Annotated in this window: 20 protein-coding genes; 14 read left to right on the top strand and 6 right to left on the bottom strand. The window is 69.7% G+C overall.

The annotated features are described in order from the left end of the window. Positions 1–32: 32 nt before the first annotated feature. The 5 genes from ACYVKL_RS01840 (at position 33) to ACYVKL_RS01860 (ending at position 3455) form a co-directional block, all read left to right on the top strand. Positions 33–863, top strand: coding sequence for a helix-turn-helix domain-containing protein (locus tag ACYVKL_RS01840; protein ID WP_379170499.1), 831 nt, complete (start codon positions 33–35; stop codon positions 861–863). 53 nt (positions 864–916) lie between these two features. Next, entirely contained in the window at positions 917–1936 is a 1020-nt protein-coding gene (locus tag ACYVKL_RS01845) for an alpha/beta hydrolase (protein WP_379170500.1), read from the top strand. A gap of 37 nt (positions 1937–1973) precedes the next feature. Then, entirely contained in the window at positions 1974–2426 is a 453-nt protein-coding gene (locus ACYVKL_RS01850; RefSeq protein ID WP_379170502.1) for a MarR family winged helix-turn-helix transcriptional regulator, read from the top strand. 33 nt (positions 2427–2459) lie between these two features. Beyond that, on the top strand, positions 2460–3038 hold the full coding sequence (locus ACYVKL_RS01855) for a hydrolase (RefSeq protein ID WP_379170504.1): 579 nt from the start codon (positions 2460–2462) through the stop codon (positions 3036–3038). A gap of 63 nt (positions 3039–3101) precedes the next feature. Next, complete coding sequence (locus tag ACYVKL_RS01860) at positions 3102–3455, top strand: VOC family protein (RefSeq protein WP_379170506.1); 354 nt, start codon at positions 3102–3104, stop codon at positions 3453–3455. A 12-nt stretch (positions 3456–3467) separates the two neighbouring features. Here the strand turns inward: ACYVKL_RS01860 and ACYVKL_RS01865 are convergent, their stop codons facing one another. Continuing rightward, positions 3468–5645: an MMPL family transporter gene (locus tag ACYVKL_RS01865; RefSeq protein ID WP_379170507.1), complete on the bottom strand. Its 2178-nt coding sequence runs from the start codon at positions 5643–5645 to the stop codon at positions 3468–3470. A gap of 94 nt (positions 5646–5739) precedes the next feature. Between ACYVKL_RS01865 and ACYVKL_RS01870 the strand changes: the two genes are divergently transcribed. Further along, positions 5740–6435: a TetR/AcrR family transcriptional regulator gene (locus tag ACYVKL_RS01870; RefSeq protein ID WP_379170509.1), complete on the top strand. Its 696-nt coding sequence runs from the start codon at positions 5740–5742 to the stop codon at positions 6433–6435. Between the two features lie 55 nt (positions 6436–6490). On the opposite strand, the gene ACYVKL_RS01875 is transcribed toward ACYVKL_RS01870, so the two are convergent. Then, entirely contained in the window at positions 6491–7915 is a 1425-nt protein-coding gene (locus ACYVKL_RS01875; protein WP_379170511.1) for an ammonium transporter, read from the bottom strand. 302 nt (positions 7916–8217) lie between these two features. Here ACYVKL_RS01875 and ACYVKL_RS01880 point away from each other — a divergent pair, with 302 nt between their 5' ends. The 8 genes from ACYVKL_RS01880 (at position 8218) to ACYVKL_RS01915 (ending at position 18305) form a co-directional block, all read left to right on the top strand. Then, positions 8218–9480: a hypothetical protein gene (locus tag ACYVKL_RS01880; RefSeq protein WP_357201370.1), complete on the top strand. Its 1263-nt coding sequence runs from the start codon at positions 8218–8220 to the stop codon at positions 9478–9480. Positions 9481–9485: 5 nt separating this feature from the next. After that, complete coding sequence (locus ACYVKL_RS01885) at positions 9486–10445, top strand: glutamate ABC transporter substrate-binding protein (RefSeq protein WP_379170670.1); 960 nt, start codon at positions 9486–9488, stop codon at positions 10443–10445. An 8-nt stretch (positions 10446–10453) separates the two neighbouring features. After that, positions 10454–11635 carry a hypothetical protein gene (locus ACYVKL_RS01890; RefSeq protein WP_379170514.1) on the top strand — a complete coding sequence of 394 codons (1182 nt, stop codon included), beginning with the start codon at positions 10454–10456 and terminating at the stop codon, positions 11633–11635. Then, on the top strand, positions 11632–14145 hold the full coding sequence (locus tag ACYVKL_RS01895) for a serine/threonine-protein kinase (RefSeq protein ID WP_379170516.1): 2514 nt from the start codon (positions 11632–11634) through the stop codon (positions 14143–14145). The genes ACYVKL_RS01890 and ACYVKL_RS01895 overlap by 4 nt, the downstream gene beginning before the upstream one ends. Next, positions 14142–15245, top strand: a complete 1104-nt coding sequence (locus ACYVKL_RS01900) for a PP2C family protein-serine/threonine phosphatase (protein WP_379170518.1) — start codon at positions 14142–14144, stop codon at positions 15243–15245. The genes ACYVKL_RS01895 and ACYVKL_RS01900 overlap by 4 nt, the downstream gene beginning before the upstream one ends. Continuing rightward, on the top strand, positions 15242–16531 hold the full coding sequence (locus ACYVKL_RS01905) for a vWA domain-containing protein (RefSeq protein ID WP_379170520.1): 1290 nt from the start codon (positions 15242–15244) through the stop codon (positions 16529–16531). The genes ACYVKL_RS01900 and ACYVKL_RS01905 overlap by 4 nt, the downstream gene beginning before the upstream one ends. Beyond that, positions 16531–17208 (top strand): FHA domain-containing protein, encoded by a 678-nt coding sequence (locus tag ACYVKL_RS01910; RefSeq protein ID WP_379170522.1) that lies wholly within the window; start codon positions 16531–16533, stop codon positions 17206–17208. The genes ACYVKL_RS01905 and ACYVKL_RS01910 overlap by 1 nt, the downstream gene beginning before the upstream one ends. A gap of 98 nt (positions 17209–17306) precedes the next feature. Further along, positions 17307–18305: a phosphatidylinositol-specific phospholipase C gene (locus tag ACYVKL_RS01915; protein ID WP_379170523.1), complete on the top strand. Its 999-nt coding sequence runs from the start codon at positions 17307–17309 to the stop codon at positions 18303–18305. A 33-nt stretch (positions 18306–18338) separates the two neighbouring features. On the opposite strand, the gene ACYVKL_RS01920 is transcribed toward ACYVKL_RS01915, so the two are convergent. The 4 genes from ACYVKL_RS01920 to ACYVKL_RS01935 all read right to left on the bottom strand — a co-directional run bounded on the left by ACYVKL_RS01920 (position 18339) and on the right by ACYVKL_RS01935 (position 22067). After that, positions 18339–18566: a hypothetical protein gene (locus tag ACYVKL_RS01920; protein WP_213554841.1), complete on the bottom strand. Its 228-nt coding sequence runs from the start codon at positions 18564–18566 to the stop codon at positions 18339–18341. A gap of 195 nt (positions 18567–18761) precedes the next feature. Then, a complete protein-coding gene (locus ACYVKL_RS01925; RefSeq protein ID WP_379170525.1) occupies positions 18762–20063 on the bottom strand; it encodes a helix-turn-helix domain-containing protein in 1302 nt (433 codons plus the stop codon). A gap of 183 nt (positions 20064–20246) precedes the next feature. Beyond that, complete coding sequence (gene ribA, locus ACYVKL_RS01930; RefSeq protein ID WP_379170527.1) at positions 20247–20906, bottom strand: GTP cyclohydrolase II RibA; 660 nt, start codon at positions 20904–20906, stop codon at positions 20247–20249. 141 nt (positions 20907–21047) lie between these two features. Then, positions 21048–22067: a helix-turn-helix domain-containing protein gene (locus ACYVKL_RS01935; RefSeq protein ID WP_379170529.1), complete on the bottom strand. Its 1020-nt coding sequence runs from the start codon at positions 22065–22067 to the stop codon at positions 21048–21050. Positions 22068–22128: the final 61 nt, after the last annotated feature.

The following is a 22128-nucleotide window of genomic DNA, read 5'->3' on the forward strand; positions in this document are numbered from 1 at the left end:
GCATTCGGACGGGCGGCTCGTACAGTGGGGACATGGCTCGAGATCCGGTCGTCGTCGCCGGGGCCTTGGTGGATGTCGCGGTGCCGGCGCGGCCCGGCCGCCTGGCCGGGGTCGGCATGGCCGGGTTCCGGGGGCGTGCGCCGACGCCGATCGACCTGCCGGTGGTGCCGTTCCCGGCGGTCACGATGTTCATCGATTTCGGGGACATGGTGATGGTCGAGGACACCGGTGGCGCTCGCGCGGCGGGCAGTGGCGTGGTGGGCGTGGGGCCGGTCGGGGTGCGCGGGTCCGCGACCGATGTCGATCTGTTGCAGTTGCGGTTGTCGCCGGTGGTCGCCCATGCCGTCCTGGGCGGAGCGTCGGAGGTGAGCGGGTCCGTGGTCGGGCTCGACGAGCTGTGGGGCGCGGACGCCGAACAGCTGCGAGAGCGGTTGCACGACACCGCGGCCTGGGAGGACCGATCCGCCATCATGGACGATGCGCTGATCGATCGGCAGCGCACGGGGACGGCCGTCGACCCGGAGGTGGCCTTCGCCTGGCAGCGAATCATGGTGAGCGGCGGTCAGATTCGCGTCGAAGCGCTCGCCGCGGAGGTGGGGTGGAGCCGCAAACGGCTGTGGTCCCGGTTCCGCGCCCAGATCGGGCTGACTCCCAAGCGGGCCGCGCAACTGGTCCGATTCGACGATGCCACCCATCGCCTGGCGGCGGGGTTCAGTGCGGCGCGGGTGTCGGCGGACACCGGGTACGCCGATCAGTCGCATTTCCATCGGGAGGCGATGACCTTCGCCGGGCTCACGCCCTCGGCGCTCGCGGACGCGCCGTGGCTGGCGGTCGATCCGGTGGCCTGGGCGGGGACCCGCTAGCCCGGGAACATTTCTCCAATACACGGCCCCACCGGCCGCCGATCCTGGGATTCATGTCCAGAAACGACAAGAACCAGGCGCACGCGTTCGATCGGCCGCCGCGCGGCATCCGGCTGCTGCACGCACTCCGCAAGGACCCGGATTGGGAAGCTCTCAGCCTGGAGGAGGTGATCACCCACCGCGACGCGGCGAACCGGCTGGCGGGCTCGCGATACCTGCGGGTCATCACCGGATTCCCGGTGCGCGGCACCACCATCGAGTGGCAGGACGTGGCGCTGGCCGATCGGGTGGTCCGTGTCCGCGTGTACCGCCCCGCTACCTCGGGCGATGCCGCGCTGCCCCTGGTGTTGCAGGTGCACGGTGGCGGTTTCGCCGGGACCGCAGCCCAATGCGATTGGGGCAACAGTCATCTCGCCGCCCGGCTGCCCGCCGTCGTCGTGTCGGTGGAGCACCGCCTGCTCGGGCCCGGGATCGGGCTCGCGGCGGCTGTCGACGACAACTGGGACATGTTGCAGCACATCGTGAATAAACCCGGCGACTGGGGAATCGACCCGGCGCGGATCCTCCTCGCGGGTGAGAGCGCCGGTGCACTCATCACCGCTATCACCGCGATCCGCGCCACGGCAACCGGCCTGCCCCTGCGGGCGCAAGTGCTGACCAACCCCGCCTGCGACCTGACCGACACCATGTACGACTACCCGTCGATGGCCCACTACCCCGACACTCCCACCCTGAATCTCGCGCGGCTGAAGCTGTTCCGGAAGCTGGCCCTGCCCCCGGACGGTGACCCGCGTCCCTTCTCACCCCTGTATGCCGACGATCTCGGCGGTCTGCCCCCGGCACTGGTCGTGATCCCGACCTTGGACCCGCTGGCCGACCACGGCCGCCGGTACGCCGAGCGGCTGCGCGCGTCCGGCACTCCGGTCGAAGTCGCCGAATACCCCGGCGCGACACACGCCTTCATCACCATGCCCGGCTTGGTGCCGCAGGCGAAACCCGCCCGCACGACGATCACCGAATTCCTCCGTGACCGCCTCGCGGCCGTCACAGCACCCACCAAATTAGACAGGTAAACTTGCAAGTCTTTCTGCCCTGTGCCACCCTGGGAGGGTGAGCGCGACCAGAAGGGCCGGATCAGCCGCCGACGTGGCCGCCGCCGCGAGCGAACTCCGCGTGGCGGCCAGTCGCCTGCTGCGGCATCTGCGATCCGCCCGCGCCGGCATCGAGATGACCCCCTCCCAGGCCGTGGCCCTGAGCCGGCTCGGCACCGATGGCCCCCTGTCGGTGGCCGATCTGGCCCGGGCCGAGCGCGTCCGCCCCCAGTCCATGCGCACCACCCTCGCGACCCTCGAGGAGCGCGGCCTGGTCACGCGAGCACCCCACCCCACCGACCAACGTCAGGTCCTGCTGTCGTTGTCGGACGAGGGCAGGCGCCTGCTGACCCTGGCCCACCACGCCAAAGAGGACTGGCTGGCCACCGCCATCACCACCAAACTCTCTCCCGCGGAACAGGATTCACTGATCACCGCGATCCCGCTGCTCGCCCGCCTGGTCGAGGACTGACCGAATTCCCCACTCCCAGTGAAGGATCGCCCTGTGACGGACACCCTTGTGGACCCCACTTCCGCCCTGGTCGTCATCGACCTGCAACGCGGCGTGGTGGCAGCCCCCACCCAGCCGCACTCCACCGACGACGTGATCGGCCGCTCCGCGGCCCTGGCGAAAGCCTTCCGGGCACAGGGCCTCCCCGTCGTCCTGGTCCGAGTCTCCTTCTCCCCCGACGGCGCCGACATGCCCCCGGGCCGCACCATGCAACCCACCGGCGCCTTCACCCCACCCCCGGGCTGGGACGAACTCCTCGACGACCTCGACCCCCACCCCACCGACATCCGCATCACCAAGCACCAGTGGGGCGCCTTCCACGGCACCGACCTCGACCTCCAGCTCCGCCGCCGCGGCATCACCACCATCGTCCTCACCGGCATCTCCACCAGCATCGGCGTCGAATCCACCGCCCGCGCCGCCCACGAACACGCTTACAACGTCGTCATAGCCACCGACGCCACCTCCGACCGAGACCCGGCCTCCCACACCCACTCCACCGAAAAGATCTTCCCCCGCCTCGGCAGAACCGCCACCACCGAGGAAATCCTCGCCGCCCTGGTTCAGCCGTAAGCCGTTCGCACCCGCCCGGAGTGGCGGCAACCTCCCACCTGCCCGGCCCGGCATGATGGCGGCATGGAACGTGTGGTCGGCATCGGCGGATACTTCCTGCGCGCCACGGACCCCGAGGGTCTCGGCGCCTGGTACCGCGAATATCTGGGCCTGAACGCCGACGAGCACGGCCTGTGGCGGCAGGAACCCGGACCGACCGTGTTCGCGACCTTTCCCGCCGACACCGACTACTTCGGCTCCCCGGGCCAGCAGACGATGCTCAACTTCCGGGTCGAGAACCTGGACGCGATGCTCGCCCAATTGCGGGCCAAGGGAGCCGATGTCGCCGAGGAGACCCAGGAGATGGAGGGCGTCGGCCGGTTCGGGTGGGTCACCGATCCGGCGGGCAACCGCATCGAACTGTGGCAGCCCGCCTGACGTTCCGGTCGGTCAGACCGCGACCGGCTCGGGCCGGCGCTGTTCCTCGCGGTCCTGCGAATCCTCGTGCGGCCCTTCGATATGCAGCGCCGGAAGAATCCGGTCGAGGCGGCGCGGCAGCCACCACGCGGCGCGGCCCAGCAGGGCCAGCACGGCGGGGACCAGGGTCAGCCGCACCGCGAACGCGTCCACCAGCACACCCACGGCCAGCGCGAAGGCGATCGGCTTGATCATGGCGTCGTCGGTCGGCACGAACGAGGCGAAGACCACGACCATGATGGAGGCCGCCGCCGTGACCACCCGGGCATTGTGCCGGGTGCCTTCGACGATCGACGCCATAGCGTCGCCATCGTGCAGCCATTGTTCACGGATGCCGGAGACCAGGAACACCTCGTAGTCCATGGCCAGCCCGAACAGCACGCCCACCAGGATGATCGGCAGGAACGCGACCAGCGGACCGGTCTTCGCGACGCCGAGCAGGTCTGCCGCCCAACCCCATTGGAACACCGCCACCGTCGTGCCGAGCGCGGCCGCGACCGACAGCAGGAAGGTCAGCGCCGCCTTCACCGGCACCGCGATCGAGCGGAACACCACGATCAACAGCAGCAGGCTCAGGCCGACCACGACGCCGAGGAACGGGAGCAGCGACGCCGAGAGCCGTTGCGAGACATCGATGGTGACCGCCGTATTGCCGGTGACGGCCACCCGGACGCCGGGGACCGCGGCGGGCGCCTGATCGCGGATGGCGTGCACGAGGTCGGCGGTCTGCCGGGTTTCCGGCGCGCTCGCCGGAACGGCCATGACCAGCGACTGCCCGCGCCGCAGGGTCGGCTGCGGCGCGGCCACGTAGGCGACGTTCGGCAGCTTGCGTACCGTCTCGGCCACACGCACGGCCGCTCCGGCATCGCCGTCGGCATCGACAACAACAACGAGCGGGCCGTTGAAGCCGGGACCGAACTTCTCGGCGATGGTGTCGTAGGCCTGCCGCTGTCCGGTCGCGGCGGCCGCGGATCCGTTGTCGGGCAGCGCCATTCGCAGGGAGGCTACGGGAATCGCCAGCACGATCAGCGCACCCGTCACCGCCGCCACCGTCAGGATCGGCCGCGCGGTGACCAGCCGAGCCCAGCGCGCGCCCATGCTGTTGGCGCCGGTGGCCGTGGCCCGGCGCTGGGCCCGCGACCCGGCGCGCGGAGCCAGTCGATGACCGGCGAACCCGGCCAGCGCGGGCAGCAGCGTGATCGCCACCGCCACGGCGACCAGCACCGCGCCCGAGGCGGCCAGGCCCATGACGGTCAGGAACGGAATCCCGATGACGCTCAACGCCGCCAGCGCGATGATCACCGTGACGCCGGCGAAAACGACGGCGCTGCCCGCGGTCTGATTGGCCCGGATGACCGATTCCCGGGGTGCGAGCCCCGCCGCCAGTTGCGACCGATGCCGCGACAGGATGAACAACGCGTAGTCGATCCCGACCGCCAGCCCGAGCATGAGCGCCAGCGTCAACGCGGTCGAGGACACCGGCGTGACCGCGGCCACCCCCAGCAGCCCGCCCACCGTGACAGCGATGCCGAAGATCGCCGACAGCAACGGCATTCCGGCGGCCAGCAGCGAACCGAAGGTGATCAGCAGCACGAGCACGGCCACACCCAGTCCGAGGACTTCGGTAATGCCCGGTTGCATGTCGCCGACGCCGTACACGGTGCCGCCGACCGAAACATCAAGTCCGGCGTCACGCGCAGAATCCGCCGACCGCTCCACGGTCGCGCGGGCATCGGTGCTCACCTGGGAGCGGTCACCGGCGAAGGACACCATCGCGACCGCGGTCCGCTGGTCGGGTGAGATCGTTCCCGCCTGCTGCGGTGTGGTGACCCCGACCGCGCCGGCCGCGGTTCCGGCGTCCGCCAGGGTGTGAGCGATGGCCGCGCGATAGGGCGCCTCGGAGATGAGATGACCCGGCGGCGCGGTGAAGACCAGTTGCGCCGTGGCCCCGGCCGCACCCGGCGCGGTCTCGGTCAAGGTATCCAGCGCGTGCTGCGATTCGGCCCCGGGCACGGTGAACCGGTCGTCGAGGTGGCCGCCCGCGGCGGCGGCGCCACCGACCACGGCGATCAGCACTGCGATCCAGATCGAGACGACCAGGCCACGGCGTCGGAACGCGAGGTCGCCGATCCTCCCCAGCACTGCGCTCATGGTTGATTCCCCTCGAGAAGACAGATGTTGACAGGTGTGAACTTTATGGGTGTTAACTTGCCCCCGAATCTGTACAGGTGTCAACATCAATGTCGTGGCCATCACAGACGACGCGCCGCAACGACCCGCTCGCGAGGCCCCCTACCACCACGGGGACCTGCGCAATGCCCTCGTTCGCGCCTCCGCACAGCTCGCCGAGATCGGCGGCCCCACCGCCGTCACCGTGCGCGCCGCGGCCCGCGCCGTCGGCGTGACCGCCACGGCCGCCTACCGCCACTTCAACGGACACGAGGAACTGCTCGCCGCCGTCCACGACCAGGCCGCCGAGGCCCTGTTCGAGGCCCTCGACACCGCGATGAAAAGCGTTCCGCAACAATCCGACCCGACCGCCACCGCCATTGCCCAGTTGGCGACCGCCGGCCGCGCCTACATCGAATACGCCGACCGCGAACGCGGCCTGTTCCGAACCGCCTTCTGCGCCACCGACATCGACATCGACAAGGACGTCACCGAGGACCCGATCTTCCAGCTGATCGGTGTCGGCCTGGACGCCCTGGTCACCGTGGGCTTCATGGACCCCCGCCAGCGCCCGGGCGCCGAATTCACCGCCTGGGCGGCCGTCCACGGCCTGGCGACGCTGCTCATCGACGCTCCCCTTGCCGACGCCACCGACGCCGACCGGGAAGCGGCCATCCAGCACGCCCTCGCCACCGTCCTGCGCGGCCTGGCCACCGGCCCCCACGCCGAGCCGTACCGCTCGAACGACCCGCACATCGCCCTGCCGGCCTGAACCGGTAGGGCGATGCGGGCACCGATCATGCCGCCGAGTCGCGGCGGCCTCGGTTTCAGGTTTCCTCGACCGGGACCCCCGCTTCACCGTCCTGCGCGAGTGGCGCCTGCGCGCGCACCGGCGGTTTCCGCACCGGTGGCGCGTGCACGAGCGAGTCGTCCGGGTAGGCCTCCTCCTCGTGCGCCGCGACGTCGCCCACTTCGAGGACCGCATCCGGCATGCGCAGGCTCATGAACAGGCTCAGTATCTTCAGGATCGCGAAGGTGACGAACGCGTCCCACACGATCACCGTCGCCGCGGCACCCGCCTGCCAGAGCAGCAGTTTCGGATTGTGCCCGTAGAGCCAGCCGCCGTAGGTCGCGTCCGCGGCCCCGCCGGTGCCCAGATACACCCGGATGTGCGGATCGGCGAACACCCCGACCAGCAGCCCGCCCGCCAGCCCGGCCACGCCGTGGGTGTGCACCACCCCGAGGGTGTCGTCGACCTTCCGGAACAGCTTGGTGCGGCCCAGCTTGTTCCAGGACAGCCATACCAGCGTCGAGGCGATCAGCCCGATCACCATGGCCCCGAAGCTGTTCACGAAACCGGCCGCCGGGGTGATGGCGACCAGCCCAGCGATCATGCCGTTGACCGCGCCCAGGAAGTTGGGTCGCCGCGACGGGCCGGCCAGCATGTCCCACACGACCCAGGTCAGCACGGCGCACGCGGTGGCCAGATTCGTATTGATCACCGCCAGTGAGGCATCCGCGCCCGCGAAGTACGGGTCGCCGCCGTTGAATCCGTTCCACCCCAGCCACAGGATGCCCGCCCCGGCCGCGGCCATGGGCAGATTGTTGGGCACCGCGCGTTCGCGGTCGCGCGCCAGTCGCGGACCGATGACCGCCGCCGCCACGAATCCCGTGGTCCCCGCGGCCAGATGGATGACGTAGCCGCCGGAGTAGTCGAGCGCTCCCATCTGCGACCACCAGCCGCCGCCCCAGATCAGGAAGGCGTTGACCGAATACGCCAGCGTCGACCACAGCGGGACGAAAATCAGCCAGACCTTGAAATTGATGCGGCCGATCACGCTGCCCAGGAACAGCAATGGGGTGATCGCCGCGAACACGAACTGGAAGTAAACGAGAGTCGTCTGGGAGAAGCGGAAGTTCGGCATGAGCCCGTCGAGCAGCGGAATCGCTGCCTGTTCTTGATTATTCGAGCCGAGCACGGTGTGCGGCTTGCCGATGGCGGCCCGCAGAATTCCGGGCCCGATCCGGACGGGTTCGCCGAATCCCATCTTGAAGCCCCACAGCACCCACACCACCAGGACCAGCGAGAATCCGGTGAATGCCATGAGCATGGTGTTGACGGCCCATTTGCGTTGCACCAGACCGCCGTACAAGATCGCGATTCCGGGTATGCTCATCAGGCCGACGAGAGTCGCGGCTACCAACTGCCAGGCATTGTCGCCGGGGTTGAGCCAGTCGGGATACGGTGACATTGTTTCAGCGCTACCTCACCGCGGAGCGGGCAGGCACCAGACTCGCTCCAGCACTAATGACGTTGTGACATAAGGTGTCTGAGGTCACATCGGGTGAACCAAGTGTTGTGCCGTAACGTTTCCCGGCGATTACCCGCGGTTAAATCTGGATTTCACGGTCCGGTCATGAATGCGCGGACATTCGAAATCGCGAGCTCGGCAATCGAATTCCAACCGGTCGGAACTCGATCGACAGCCCGCGATCACTCCCGTACGATCTGGCCATACGGGGAGAACCGGCCGGTCGAACGGGGGAATCGGAGTTGAGGAGTCGCTTACCGGCGACCATTCGCAATGCCGCGGAATGGACGCGACGCCTGGCGCGCACCGCACCGGGTGTCATCGCGGCGGTGGGCGCGGCCCTCGCGGTGCTCGCCCTGATCGGCGCGGGAGTGTCGGCGAATCAGCAGAGCGCCAAACTCTCTCGCCACGACACCGTGCTGGCCCACACCGAGCCACTGGCCAATGCCGCGCAACGGCTCTACGTGGCACTGTCCACCGCCGACGCCGCGGCCTCCACCGCGTACCTGTCCGGCGGCATCGAATCGTCCGAGGTCCGCACCCGCTACGAGAACGCGCTCACCGACGCGGCGGCCGCCCTCGCGGAGGCCACCACCGGCGCCTCCGACAACGAGACCCGCACCATCCTCGGCAAGATCGCGGCCGAATTGCCCAGTTACACCGGCTATGTCGAGGCGGCCCGGGCCAATAACCGGCAGGGCCTGCCCGTCGGCTCGGCCTACCTGCGCCAGGCCTCGGCGCTCATGCAGGGCTCCCTGCTGAAGAACGCGGCCGAACTGGAAGGCATCCGGCTGGACCAGCTGCACCGCGATCAGCGCGCCATCACCGGCCTGCCGCTGTGGAGCGTCGGCGTGCTGGTCCTGCTCCTCGCGGCCTGCGGCTACGGATCGTGGCTGCTGGTGGCTCGCACCAACCGGTGGATCAATCCGGGCGTGGTCGCGGCCGCGGGTCTGACCGTGGTGGCGCTGCTGTGGATCCTGGCCACCACCATCGCGGCCTCGGCGTCGATCGACACCGGGGCGACCGCCCGGTTCGAGAAGCTCGCGCAGGCGCGGATTCTCGCCCAGCAGGCCCGCACCGAGGAGACCCTGCAGCTGATCACCCGCAGCGACATCAGCGCCAGCGAGCAGCGCTTCGCCCAGGGCAGCGACAAGCTCCGGTCGGATCTGTCCGACCTGGTCAGCGCCGATTCACCGGCCTCGAAGGCGTTCTCCGGCTGGCAGGACGGCCATCGCAAGGAAGTCGCCGCGTTCCTGAGCAACAACTATCGCGGGGCGGTCGACCAGTCGCTCAAGGCCGACGGCACGGGCTCGGCGGCCCAGTTCGCCGCGCTCGACACCGCCTTGAACACCGAACTCGAGCGCACCCGCCAGGAAGTGCGCGACGATGTGAACACGGCCGGAAATGCTCTCACCCTCAGCCCGTGGGGCACGCTGGCACTGCTGGTGGCTGCGGCGGGCGCCATCGTCGTCGGGGTGTGGCCGCGGTTGAAGGAGTTCCTGTGAAGCGGATGCGGATGCTGGTGGTGGCGGCGGTGGCGCTGCTGGCCGCCGCGTGCGGTGCGACGCCGGAGGCCGCGCCCTTTCAGTTGCCGGCCGAGAACCGGCTGCCGGCGGGCGCGACGGTGCTCACCGGCGCCCCCAATCAGCGCACCGATCAGGCCTGCAATCCGACCGCGAGCCTGCGTCCCCAGGGCGCGCAACCGCAGCCGGGCGCCATGCCCGCAGGATCGACCATGGCGGCGATCGTCGCCAGCGGCAAGATCCGGGTCGGGGTGAACCAGAACGAATTCCTGTTCGGCTACCGCAATCCGGCCACCGGCGAGATCGAGGGCTTCGACATCGATCTGGCGCGCGAGGTGGCCCGGGACCTGTTCGGTGACCCGAACCGGGTGGAGCTCAAGCCGATCGAGACCTCGAACCGGGTGCAGGCGCTGACCAAGGGCCAGGTCGACATGGTGGTGCAGAGCTTCAGCGCGACCTGCGCGCGCCGCAAGGACATCCAGTTCTCGTCGGTCTACTTCGAGACCGACCAGCGGGTCCTGGTGACCAAGGGCTCCGGCATCCACTCGGCCGCGGACCTGGGCGGCAAGAAGGTGTGCGGCATCCCGAATTCGACCACCCTGGACGCCGTCTTCGCGCTCCCGCAGCGGCCCATCGTGATCGGCATCGAGAACTGGCTGGACTGCCTGACCGCACTGCAGCAGGGCGAGGTCGACGCCGCGAGCACCGACCTGCCGCTGCTGTACGGCCTCAAGATCCAGGACCCGAATCTCGAAGTGGTCGGCGACGCCATGGCCTCGGACTCCTACGCCATCGGAATCCAGCAGCAGGCCACCGATTTCGTGCGCTTCGTCAACGGCGTGCTGGAGCGGGTGCGTTCCGACGGCACCTGGCAGCGGCTCTACAACCAGCGGCTGAGCGTGCTCGGGCCGTCCAACGGTCCCCCGGCGCCCAAGTACAGCGATTGAGCTCGGTCATGCAGGGGAATCCTGGGCACGTTCTCAGCGTCGCCGAGATCGATCGCGACATCGCCGAACGTGCCCGCGAGATCGAGATCATCGCCGCCACGTTGGTGGAGCTGGACAAACATCCGGGTCTGGTGCTGCTGCGCCGGTTTCCGCCGACCGGCGTGACCGAGCAGCGCTGGGCCCCGGCGCGAGCCGCGCTGGAGCTGATGTGGGAGGACTTCGGCCGGCTGACCGCCGTGCTGGACCAGGCGCGCACCGCACGGGCCCGGCGGCGGCTCGACGCGCTCGATCGCGAGGAGCTGACCCGGCTGCTGCGCGGGCAGCCGGTCGAGCTGGCGCGCACCATGATTCCCATGTCGCAGCGCTCGCTGGGCGGACCGCGCGAGCAGGTCGAGCTGATCGGCATCGCGGAGATGCTGGACCGCATGCGCGCGGCCTTCCCCGTGGTGGTGCAGGTGCTCGAGGCGGTGGACGCGGTCAACGGGCGGGTCATGACCGAGGTCGCGCCGCTACGCGCGGAACTGGACCGCATCGGCACCTCGCTGCCGCAATTACGGGCGCTGGCAACCGAGATCGACGAGTTGTCGGTCCAGGTCGCCACCGATCCGCTCGCCCTGGGGCCCGAGGTAGTCGAGCGCAAGCTGACCGAACTGTCCCGGCGCATGCGCGAGGCCGCGACGGTCCTGGCCGACCTGCGGGCCATGGCCGCGGACTGGGACACCGCGGTCGAGCGGGTGCGGACGCTGATCGACGTGCTGCGCAAGACCTATGCGCGGGCCGACCACGCGCGCGCGGAGGTGGAGACCATCATCCTGGCCGCGCCGCTGCCCCGACAGCCCGACGAGAGCGCCGTCTACAGCGCGGAACTGACCGCGCTGGAAGCCAATCCGCCCGCGCCGGCGGCGCTGTGGGAGCTGCGCCGGCGCATCGCCGCCACGCTCGACGCCGCCGCCCGCAACGAACAACTCGCGCAGGGCCTGCTCGACCGGCGGCTGGAACTGAAGGGCCGATTCAGCTCCTACCGCGCCAAGGCCGCCCGCCTGGGCGTCAGCGAGGAACAGGATGTGCTGGCCTCCAGCCGAATCGCCGCCGGGCTGCTCGCCCGCCGGCCCTGCGACCTGGCCGCGGTCACCCGCGCCATCACGGACTACCGCCAGCTCATCGCGCAGAAATCGGGGAGGCGATCATGAACTGCACCGAGCCCGGCTGCACCGGGACCATCGAGGACGGATACTGCACCGTCTGCGGCACCGCCCCGAACCCGGCGGCCGCCACGCACCAGGCGACCATGTCGGCGCACACCGCCGGCGCGACGAACGCCACCACCGGCACAGCCAACGCCGCGACCGGGACCGCGCACAGCGGCACCGGGACGGCCGGAACTGTCACCGGCACGACGGGCGCCAACACGGGCGACCCCGACCTCGGCAACGCTGCCACATCCGGCAGCTGCACCGAACCCGGTTGCACCGGAACGATTCTCGACGGCTACTGCGATGTGTGCGGCAGCGCCCCCGCTCCCCCGTCCGCGATGGCCACCACCGCGCAGGCGAGCGTGGCGGCCACCACCGGCGCGGGCTCCATCTCGACCGGCCGCGCCTCGCGCAGCGGACGCTCGGTCCGCACCGGCCGTTCCGGATCCACCGGCGCCAGTCGCGGCCGGCTGGGCGCGGGCATGGTGAAGGTCCCGTCGGTCCCCCGCCGCGACCCGGCCGAGGCGGTGCTCGCCGATCCGGAAGTGCCCGAGCACCACCGTGATTGCGGCAAGTGCGGCCGCCCTGTCGGCCGCAGCCGCGAGGGCGCGCCCGGTCGCACCGAGGGTTTCTGCGCCCACTGCGGCACCCGATTCTCCTTCACCCCCAAGCTGTCCCACACCGATGTGGTGGGCGGCCAGTACGAGGTGCTGGGCCCGCTGGCGCACGGCGGCCTGGGCTGGATCTACCTGGCGGTCGACCACAAGGTCGACGATCGGCCGGTGGTGCTCAAGGGTCTGCTCAATACCGGCGATGCGGACGCCATGCGGGCCGCGGTGGCCGAGAAGCGGTTCCTCGCGCAGGTCGATCACCCGAATATCGTGCGGATCTACAACTTCGCCGAGGACACCGGCCCCGACGGCAAGCCGGTCGGCTACATCGTCATGGAGTACGTGGGCGGCAAGTCGCTCAAACAGATTCTGCGCGAGCAGCGCACCGCCGATCAGCAGTATCTGCGCCCCGCGCGCGCCATCGCCTACATCCTGGAGATGCTGCCCGCGCTGGAGTACCTGCACGATCGCGGCCTGGCCTACTGCGATTTCAAGCCCGACAACGTAATGCAGACCGAGGAGCAGCTCAAGCTCATCGACCTGGGCGCGGTGATCGGCCTGCACGATCAGAACGAAACCATCTACGGCACACCGGGTTATCAGGCCAAGGAGATCGCGCAGACCGGTCCGACGGTCGCCTCCGAGGTGTACACGGTGGGCCGCACGCTGGCCGCGCTGATCATGCGGATCCCGCCGGTGAACAACGAGCTCGGGCCGCTGCCCGGTCCGGACACCGAGGCGGTGCTGGCCCGCCACGAGTCGCTGTACCGATTCCTGGTGCGCGCCACCGATGCCGACCCCGACGCCCGCTTCACCTCGATGACCGAGATGGGCGATCAGCTCACCGGTGTCCTGCGCGAGGTGCTGGCCGAGGAGGACGGCCGCCCGCGGCCGGGCCTGTCCACCCGGTTCGGCCCGCCGCGCGGGGTGTTCGGCGTCGGCGACCGGCTGCCGGGCGACCCGCGCGACATCATCGCCGCACTGCCGGTCCCGCTGGTCGATCCGAGCGACAGCGGCGCCGCGCTGCTCGCCGCGAGCGGCGCGGTCACCCCGGAGGACCTCGAGCGCGAGATCAACGCCGGATTGCAGTCGGTGGTCACCGGCCAGGCCGAGTCGGTGGAGATTCCGCTCCGACTGATCCGTGCCGCATTGGAATTCGGCGATCCCGACGACGCCCTGCGCCGCCTCGACGCGGTGGAGGCCACCCTGGCCGGCGACTGGCGGCTCACCTGGTTCGCCGGCCAGGCCCGGCTGCTGCAACACGACTGGGCCACCGCCGTAGCCGAATTCGACGCCCTCTACAGCGCGCTGCCGGGCGAGGCCGCCCCGAAACTGGCGCTCGCCGTCACCGCCGAACTGCTGGCCTCCGACGGCGAGGACGCCGCGTCCGCCCTCGCCACAACCTATTACGAGCTGGTGTGGCGCACCGACCACGCCTTCACCAGCGCCGCGTTCGGCGCGGCTCGGCTGCGACGCGCGGCCGGCGACAGCGCCGGCGCGGTGGCGGTGCTCGATCAGGTCGACGCCGCCTCGGCGGTGTACACCGAGGCGGGGGTCACCGCGGTGGAGACCTTGCTGGTCGTCAGCGATCCCGCCGAGCTCACCGAGCAGGTGCTGCGCGACGCCGGCGCCCGCATCGGCAAGCTGACCCTGGACTCGAAACGCCGTGCCGCGCAGGCCCGGCTGCGGGTCCTGGACGCGGCGCTGCGCTGGCTGCGCCTGGGCAGGGTGCCCACCGACCACTCCCCGCTGCTGGGGGTGGCGCTCGATCAACAAGGGGTACGGACCGGTTTGGAACGCTGCTATCGCGACCTCGCGCACGAGACCGACGACATGTGGGAGCGGATCGCCCTGGTCGAACAGGCCAATGCCGTGCGCCCGAGGACGCTGCTGTGACCGCGCGCTGCCCGCAGTGCGGCACCTTCGCCGCCGACACCGACCGCTTCTGCGAGGCGTGCGGGAGCAAGCTGGGCATCCGGTTGATCGCCCTGCCGCCCAGGGAGTTCCGGCCCGGCTCCGGGTCGACGGTGCCGGTCGCCGAGGCCGCGCGCAACGCCCGCGCCACGACCGCGGGCCCGGACGGCTTCGACGCCGGTCCCGCGCCGGATTGCACCGGCTGCGGGGGCACCGCGTTCGATCCGGACGGCTACTGCTCCACCTGCGGTGAACTGGGCCCCGAACGCGATCGCTTCGAAGCCGATCTGGGCGCCACCTGCCTGGTCACCGATCGTGGTCTGCTGCATGCCCGCAACGAGGACGCGGTTGCCGCGGCGGTGGTCGACAGCGCCTCGCCGGACCGCCCGGCCACCGCGGTGCTCGCGGTCTGCGACGGGGTGTCGACCTCCGAGGACCCACAGGCGGCCTCGGGCGCGGCGGTGCGGGCGGGCCTGGACGCCACCCTGGCCGCACTGGCCGCCGACCGGTCCGCCGAGGACTGCGCGCTGGCCGGGCTCACCGCCGCCGCGGACGCGGTCAAGGCGGTCGGCTCACCCGACGGCAAGTCCCCGTCGTGCACCTACGTCTCGGCGATCGTGCAGTTCCGGCCCGAGGGCGGCGCGTCGATCACCGTCGCGAATGTCGGTGACAGCCGCGCCTATTGGCTGCGGCCCGGCGACGACTCGCAGCGCCTCACCGTCGACGACACGCTCGCGCAGGCCATGGTCGACAACGGCCTGCTGGACGCGGCCACCGCCATGGACGGTCCGCACGCGCACGTGCTGACCCGCTGGCTGGGCGCCGACAGCGAACACCAGTGGTCGCCCACCTGCGTGCGGACCCTGCACACCCACGAGCCCGGCGTGCTGCTGCTGTGCAGCGACGGCCTGTGGAACTACCTCCCGGAGGCGGCGGCCCTGTCCCGCTTCACCAGTGCGCTGCCCGCTCTGCCGGCGGCGCGCGCCCTGGTGGAACACGCGCTCGGCGCGGGCGGCAAGGACAACATCACCGTCGCTCTCGTCCCTGTACCGTCCCTAGCACCTTCAGGAGACACCCCGTGACTTCCGCTGAGCACACCGGACTCTCGGTCGCCGTCGACCAGAACCCCTTCCTCGCCGACGGCGCCCGCACGGTCGACGCGATCGTGACCGTCGAGGCCACCGACGACCTGGTGGTGTCGGTGCCGCCCGCGCCGCGGGTCGAGATCCTCATCATCGACGCCTCCGGATCGATGGGCGGGGGCGACAAGTTCGCCGGCGCGCGGCGCGCCACGCTGGCCGCCCTGGACGTCATGCCCGACGGCACCCGTTTCGCGATCGTGGAGGGCACCGACAAGGCGCAGGTGGTGTTCCCGACGCAGGGCCCGTCCGCGGTGGCGAGCCCGCAGGAACGCGCCAATGCCCGCCGCGCCCTGGACCGGCTGTCCCCGCACGGCGGCACCGCCATCGGCACCTGGCTGGGACTCTCGCGGCTGATCGCGCAGCAGCATCCGGGCGCCATGGTGCACGCCATCCTGCTCACCGACGGCAAGAACGAGCACGAGACGCCCGAGCGGCTGGCCGAGGAAATCGGTTTGTCGACAGGCGTTTTCACCTGCGACTGCCGGGGTGTCGGCGCGGACTGGAACCCGAACGAGCTGCGCGCCGTCGCCTCCGCGCTGCACGGCACCGTGGACATCGTGAAGACCGCGGACCTGCTGGCCCAGGACTTCGCGACCATAATGGAAACCTCAATGGAGAAGGCGATTCCGGAGCTGACGCTGCGGGTGTGGACGCCGGTGGGCGCGCGGATCTCCTTCATCAAGCAGGTCGCGCCGTTCATCGAGGACCTCACTGCGCGGCGGATCGAGACCGGCCCGCAGGTCGGCGAGTACGCGCTGGGCTCCTGGGGCGCCGAGGACCGTGACTATCACGTGCAATTGGATGTCGAGCCCGCGGCGGCCGATCGCGAGAAGCTGGCCGCGCGGGTCACCGTGCTGGCCGACGGCGAGATCCTCGGGCAGGGCCTGGTCAAGGCCGCCTGGACCACCGACACCGACAAGTCCGCGCGCATCAGCCGCCGCGTCGCCCACTACACCGGCCAAGCCGAGCTGGCCCAGACCGTGCAGGAGGGCCTGACCGCGCGCAAGCAGGGCGACTTCGCCACGGCCACCGCCAAACTCCAGCGCGCCTACCACCTGGCGACCGCCTCCGGCAATGAGAACACCGCCAAGCTGCTGCTCAGCGTGGTGGACGTGGTCGACGAGCGGACCGGCACCATCCGGCTGCGCAACAAGGTCGATCCGGTCGACGAGATGGCCCTCGACGTGCGATCCACGAAGACGGCCCGAGTTCGCAAGGAGCCGTGATGGCGTTCTGCACCGACGGGCACGAGACCGCCGCCGTCGACTACTGCGACACCTGCGGCGCGCCGGTGGGCGGCCGATCGCCCAGCGCCACCACGAACCTGGCCCTGTGCCCGTCGTGCGGGGTGCCGTCGGAGGGCCGGTTCTGCGAGAACTGCGGCCACGATTCGGCGCTGCCGCCGCCACCACCCGCGCCGGAACCGGGCGCGCCGGACGAGCACGAGGCCGCCACGCTGGGCGAGATCCGCGAGCCCCCGGACCTCGACGGCGGGCCGGTCTGGGTGGCCACCGTGACCGCCGATCCCGGGCATTACGCGCGCATGCAGGCGCAGCAGGGCCCCGACCTGGACCGGGTCGAGTTCCCGGGCTACTACCCGGACCGCCGAATCCCGTTGCGGGGCCCCAATGTCCTGATCGGCAAGCGCAGCGCCTCGCAGGGCCTGCACCCCGAGATCGATCTGTCGGTGGCGCCCGCCGATATCGCGGTCTCGCGCTCGCACGCGATGCTGCACATCAAGGGCGCGACGCTCACGGTCACCGATCTCGGGTCCACGAACGGCACCTGCATCAACGAGAGCCCGACGCCGATCGCGCCGAAGACGGCCATCCCGCTGCGGGACGGCGATCGGATCCATGTGGGCGGCTGGACCACGATCACGTTGCGCGCCGAACCGAGCTGACCGGTTTCGGGCCGACCCGGACGCGGCACCGAGATCGATCCCTCAATTCGAGCAATTCAATGATCTTGGACCGCTGTCCAGGTTAGGCTCCCCGCTCTATGAGCCTGACGCGCCGAGACTTCGCCCGCACCACCCTGGCCGCCGTCGCCGGCACCGTCGCCACCGGCCTGACCGGCGCTGCGGCGCAGGCGATTCCGCACGCGCGCACCGTCACCACACCCCCGCAGGCCTGGATGGCGGCGCTGCCCGACAGCACCGCGCTGCTGCGCCTGACCATCCCCGGCACCCACGACTCGTGCGCCACCGACCCGGCCAACGGCACCGAATGGTCGCACACCCAGAATTGGTCGCTGCCCGATCAATTCGCGCACGGCATCCGCTTCCTCGACATCCGCTGCAACGGCCTGCAGGACCACACCGCCGACTCCTTCGGCGTCTACCACAGCGGCTTCTACCAGGGCATCAGCTTCGACTCCGTGCTCGACCAGTGCCGGACCTTCCTGACCCGCAACCCCGGCGAGGTCCTCGTCATGCGGGTCAAGAAGGAGGACGGCACCAACAACGACGTGGGCTCGAACTTCGAGCGAATCTTCAACGGCTACCTCGACGCCAAGGGCTACCGCTCATTGTTCTGGCTGGAGAACCGCTTCCCCGCACTCGGCGAGGCACGCGGGCGCATCGTGCTGATCGCCCAGTTCGCCAACTCGCTGGGTTGTCTGCAATGGCCCGGCGGCGACAACGGCGTCTTCAGCAACGACCGCATCTATCTGCAGGACCGCTACAAGGACCGCGGCCTGGCCGGACTCGATTCCGGTTCCTCGAACTTCGGCTCCTCGGGCGGCGACAAGTTCGACTACGTGCAGGCCTGCCTGGACAAGGCCGCCGGCGATCCCGCGAACACCCTCCAGTACATCAACTTCACCAGTTTCGCCGACAATGCCTGGCCCAAGGACAATGCCGCGGCGATCATGCCGAAGCTCGACGCGTACCTGACCGCCCATCGCGGCCAGGCCGCCCACTACGGGATCGTCCCCATGGACTACCCCGACCGGTACCCGTCCGTGCTGACCCAGCTGATCGAAAAGAACTTCGCCTGAATCGATCTCGCCGGCTCCGGGGTGCCCGAGGTCTCAGATCTTGCGCCGCAGTGACCAGAACATCCACACCCCGGAGCCCAGTGTGAGGGCGACCAGGAGCGCCATCCCGACCAGCGGCGCGAATTTCGCCAGGTCCGCGGGCCCGCCCGCGCTGGCCTGGATCAGGAATCCGGCGGCCACCGGACCGATCAGGAGCAGCCCGATCGAGGTCAACAGAAGTGCGGCGAAGGTCAGCACAGGCAACTTTCCGGCATTCGTCATTTGTCCTCGAATCCACGTCGCGTGAGATACGTACGAACAAGATCGACTCCAACTGCGAACTTTACCGCTATTTTCCAGCTAATAGCAGCGTGACGCACCTCGCATCAGGGCGGAATCCGGCGCCGCGCATATCGGCAATTCCGCTCACACATATCCACGCCGCCGAATTGCCGCCGGACTCGCGGCCGGCCGTGATCAGCGCTGGGCACGGACGGTCCGATGCAGTAGTTTACGCAGTTCGATCGCCTGATCGACGCCACCCCGGCTCCGCAATTCCTCAGGCAGCCGGTGCAATTGCCGCATGGTCCGGCTGGAATGGGTCTCCGCCACGATCGCCAGCGCGTGCCGGGCCGCTTCCAGGGACTGCTCGGCTTGCCCGGTGCGCGCCTGCGCGACCGCCAGCAGCGCGAGCCCGCGCCCGAGATCACGCCGGTCCTCGACCTGCCACAGCGGAAGGGCTTTCAGTAAAGCCTCCTCGGCGGCTTCGGGCTTGCCCAGCTGCACCCAGCTGTGCGCGGCTTCCATGCGAATGAATTCGGGTGTGCAATAACCGGCCAGGTCGTCGCCGCCCGCAGAATCGGCCGCGCTGTCCCAGGCCTGCCCGATGGCCCGATCGGATTCGCCGCGCTCCCGGCGCAGGGCGTGACCGTGGGCCAATTGCAGCAGTCCCAGGGTGCGCAGGCGCGGGGAGAGATTCGACGGGGTGCGCAGCGCCACCCGGGCCAGATCGATCGCCGCCGAGGGATTTCCCGATTCGGCCGCGATATTGCTCTGCCGGACCAGGGTGTAGGACTGCAGACGTTCGTCGCCGCATTCTCCGGCCAGTGTGGCCGCGCGCCGCGTCCATTCGCTGGCCGCCGGGAGATTCCCGGCGTCCTGATGCAGCCACCCGAGGAATTCGGCGAATCGCGCTCGCAGCAGTTGCAATCCCATGGGCGCCGAGCCGGCAGTCTCGTCGAGTTGGTCGACGTAGCGCATCTGCTGGGTGATGATCGGGAGCAGGCGATGCGCGCCTGCCACCCGGTCGGTGCGCACATACTGTTCCAGGACCGTGGAAAAGGATTCGACCAGCAGACTCGATGACAATGGCGCTGTCGTCGGAACCAGCGCGCCATTGCCGAGTTCGAGATCGCGGGTCACCGGCGGCGCCGGATCATCGGCGCCGTCCAATTCGAACCACAGCAGTTCGGCCGGAATGCCCAGGGTGCGTGCGTACCAGTTCAGTTTGTCCAGGTCACGCACGCGGTTGCGGCCGCTTTCGATGCGGCTCAACTGGCCCTGTGTGATGCCCAGCCACCCGGCCAGATCGATCTGCGGGACCGGACGGCCGCCGTGGGCGGGATGCCGCCGCCAGGCCCGCAGCACTTCCCCGAATTCCCTGGTGAGCAGGGCATTCCGCATATCCTCGGTGCGCCACTGCGCGGGCTCCAGCCGGGGCAGGCGTTCGCGGCCCCGGGCGCAGGGACCGCACAGCTCGTCGTCGTTGTCCCGGGCCAAACGGCCGCCACAGCGGATACACGATCTCGCACCCGGACTCACCGCATCCCACCTACCTGCCGAATTCCGACGATCGAACGGTTTGCGCGTACCACTGTTCCCATTCGATGCTATCGGAATCACATGGGTGCGAGATCGATTGGCACGGACCAATTCTCGGCTGTGACTGAACTACGGGTGGCGTCAGAAGAACCGATGGGGCTCGGTCAGCAGATCCGGCTCCGACCTGCGCACGGAGGCGATTTCTATTCCCTCGGCACGCAATTGACGCACCTTGTCGGGGTTGTTGGTGAGTAGTTCCACAGTGTCCAGGCCCAGGGCGGACAACATCTGCGCGGCCATTCGATAGGTGCGTTCGTCGGCGCCGCGGCCGAGCAAACGATTGGCCTCGAATGTGTCGTAGCCCACATCCTGGAGCACATAGGCGTCGACCTTGTTGTACAGCCCGATGCCGCGGCCTTCCTGGCGCAGATAGAGAATCGCGCCGCCGCGCGCGGCGATCAGGGTGACCGCCTCCTGCAATTGCCCGCCGCATTGGCAACGGTCGCAGCCCAGCAGATCACCGGTCAGGCATTCGCTGTGGACGCGCACCAAGGGAATTCCCGCGGCCCGATACGGGGCCGGAAAGACGAAGGCCACGTGCTCACCCGGATCCGCGAGATTCTCGAACGTGACGAGGTCGGCCACACACTCGACGCCGCGCCGCAGCACCACCGGCACCCGGCTGCGCACCTTCGCCCTCGGCGTTTCCCCGGCCGACAGCTCGCCGCCCGCGACCGCCGCGCCCATCTCCGTCATGTCGTACTTCAGCAAATCAGCACTCCCGCAACTCTTCGTGTCCATGGATCCTGATTTCGTACAAAACGGGAGCCACGCTAACACTCCGCAAACTGTCAGCAGCCTCACAGCAATCGAACGGTCATCTCGACCGACCTCCGGTGACACCACTGCGACCACCGGTGACACACCGCGGTCGGCAGGCGGTCACGCCGAGAAGCTACCCAGCGGCACACCCATCGGCGAGCCGGGCGCGGGCCGCACCGACAGGATGTGGTCACGGTATTCGCGTGGGGTCAGCCCGGTTTCGGCCCGGAACACGCGATAGAAGTTGCGGTCCCCGGTGAATCCGCAGGCGTCCGCGATGGCGGCGATGGTGCGATCGGGCGCGGCGACCAGCAGTTCCCGGGCGCGCTCGGCCCGCAGCCGGCGCAGCAACATCATGGGTCCGCCGTCGATGTCGGCGAAGATCCGGAACAGCTTGCGGCGCGAGAGCCCGCACGCGACGGCGATGCGGTCCGGCGTCAGTTCCGGATTGCTCAGGTGCGCCTCGAGAAAGGTGATCACCTGCTGACGTAGGAGGGTGTTGGCCGCACACTCGTCGGGCAGCTGGTCGCTGCCCAGGGCCAGGCCCGCCGCGAGCAGTCCGATACCCGCGTCGAGCATCGCCGTATTGCCCAGCGCCGCGGGCGACAGGTGCACCAGACGCCGGAAGTAGTCGATCACCAAGCCCTCGTGGCCGATCGGCTGCAACCGCATCGCCTGCGGCACCTGGTCTTCGCGCAGGCCCGCGGCGCTCATCAGCAGGTCGCGCCGGACGCGGATGATGATGCCCTGGTAGCCGGTGGTGACGGCCTCCTGCGGCCGATCGCCGTCCACCACGAACATGGTGCCCACGGGCGAGCGCAGATAGGTTCCGCCGCAACGGACGTCGCACACCCCGGCCGTGGTCAGGCAGGCCAGCACGTACGAGGAGTCCGAGCTCGCGATGTGGCGATGCGTACGGCGCGCCAGCGTGTCCGAATTCGCCACCAGGGCAATCGATATCGGCTCGGAGCGCACGCGCGGGTCGAGTACGCCGTGGAAGGGTTCGTCGGAGAGCGGTTCCATCGAGCACTTCACCATCGACTCGCTCAGGATGGACGCCCAGAGGTCGAACGATTCCTTCGCGGACGCCCCGGCGGTCGAGATGCGCGAGCCACCCACGGTCACCTCGTAGGCATTCATGGGGCAATCTTGCCAGCAACCCTCGCGCTGCCGGGCCAACCCAGGAAACGAACCGAATGGT

This window comes from Nocardia tengchongensis (assembly GCF_054781395.1).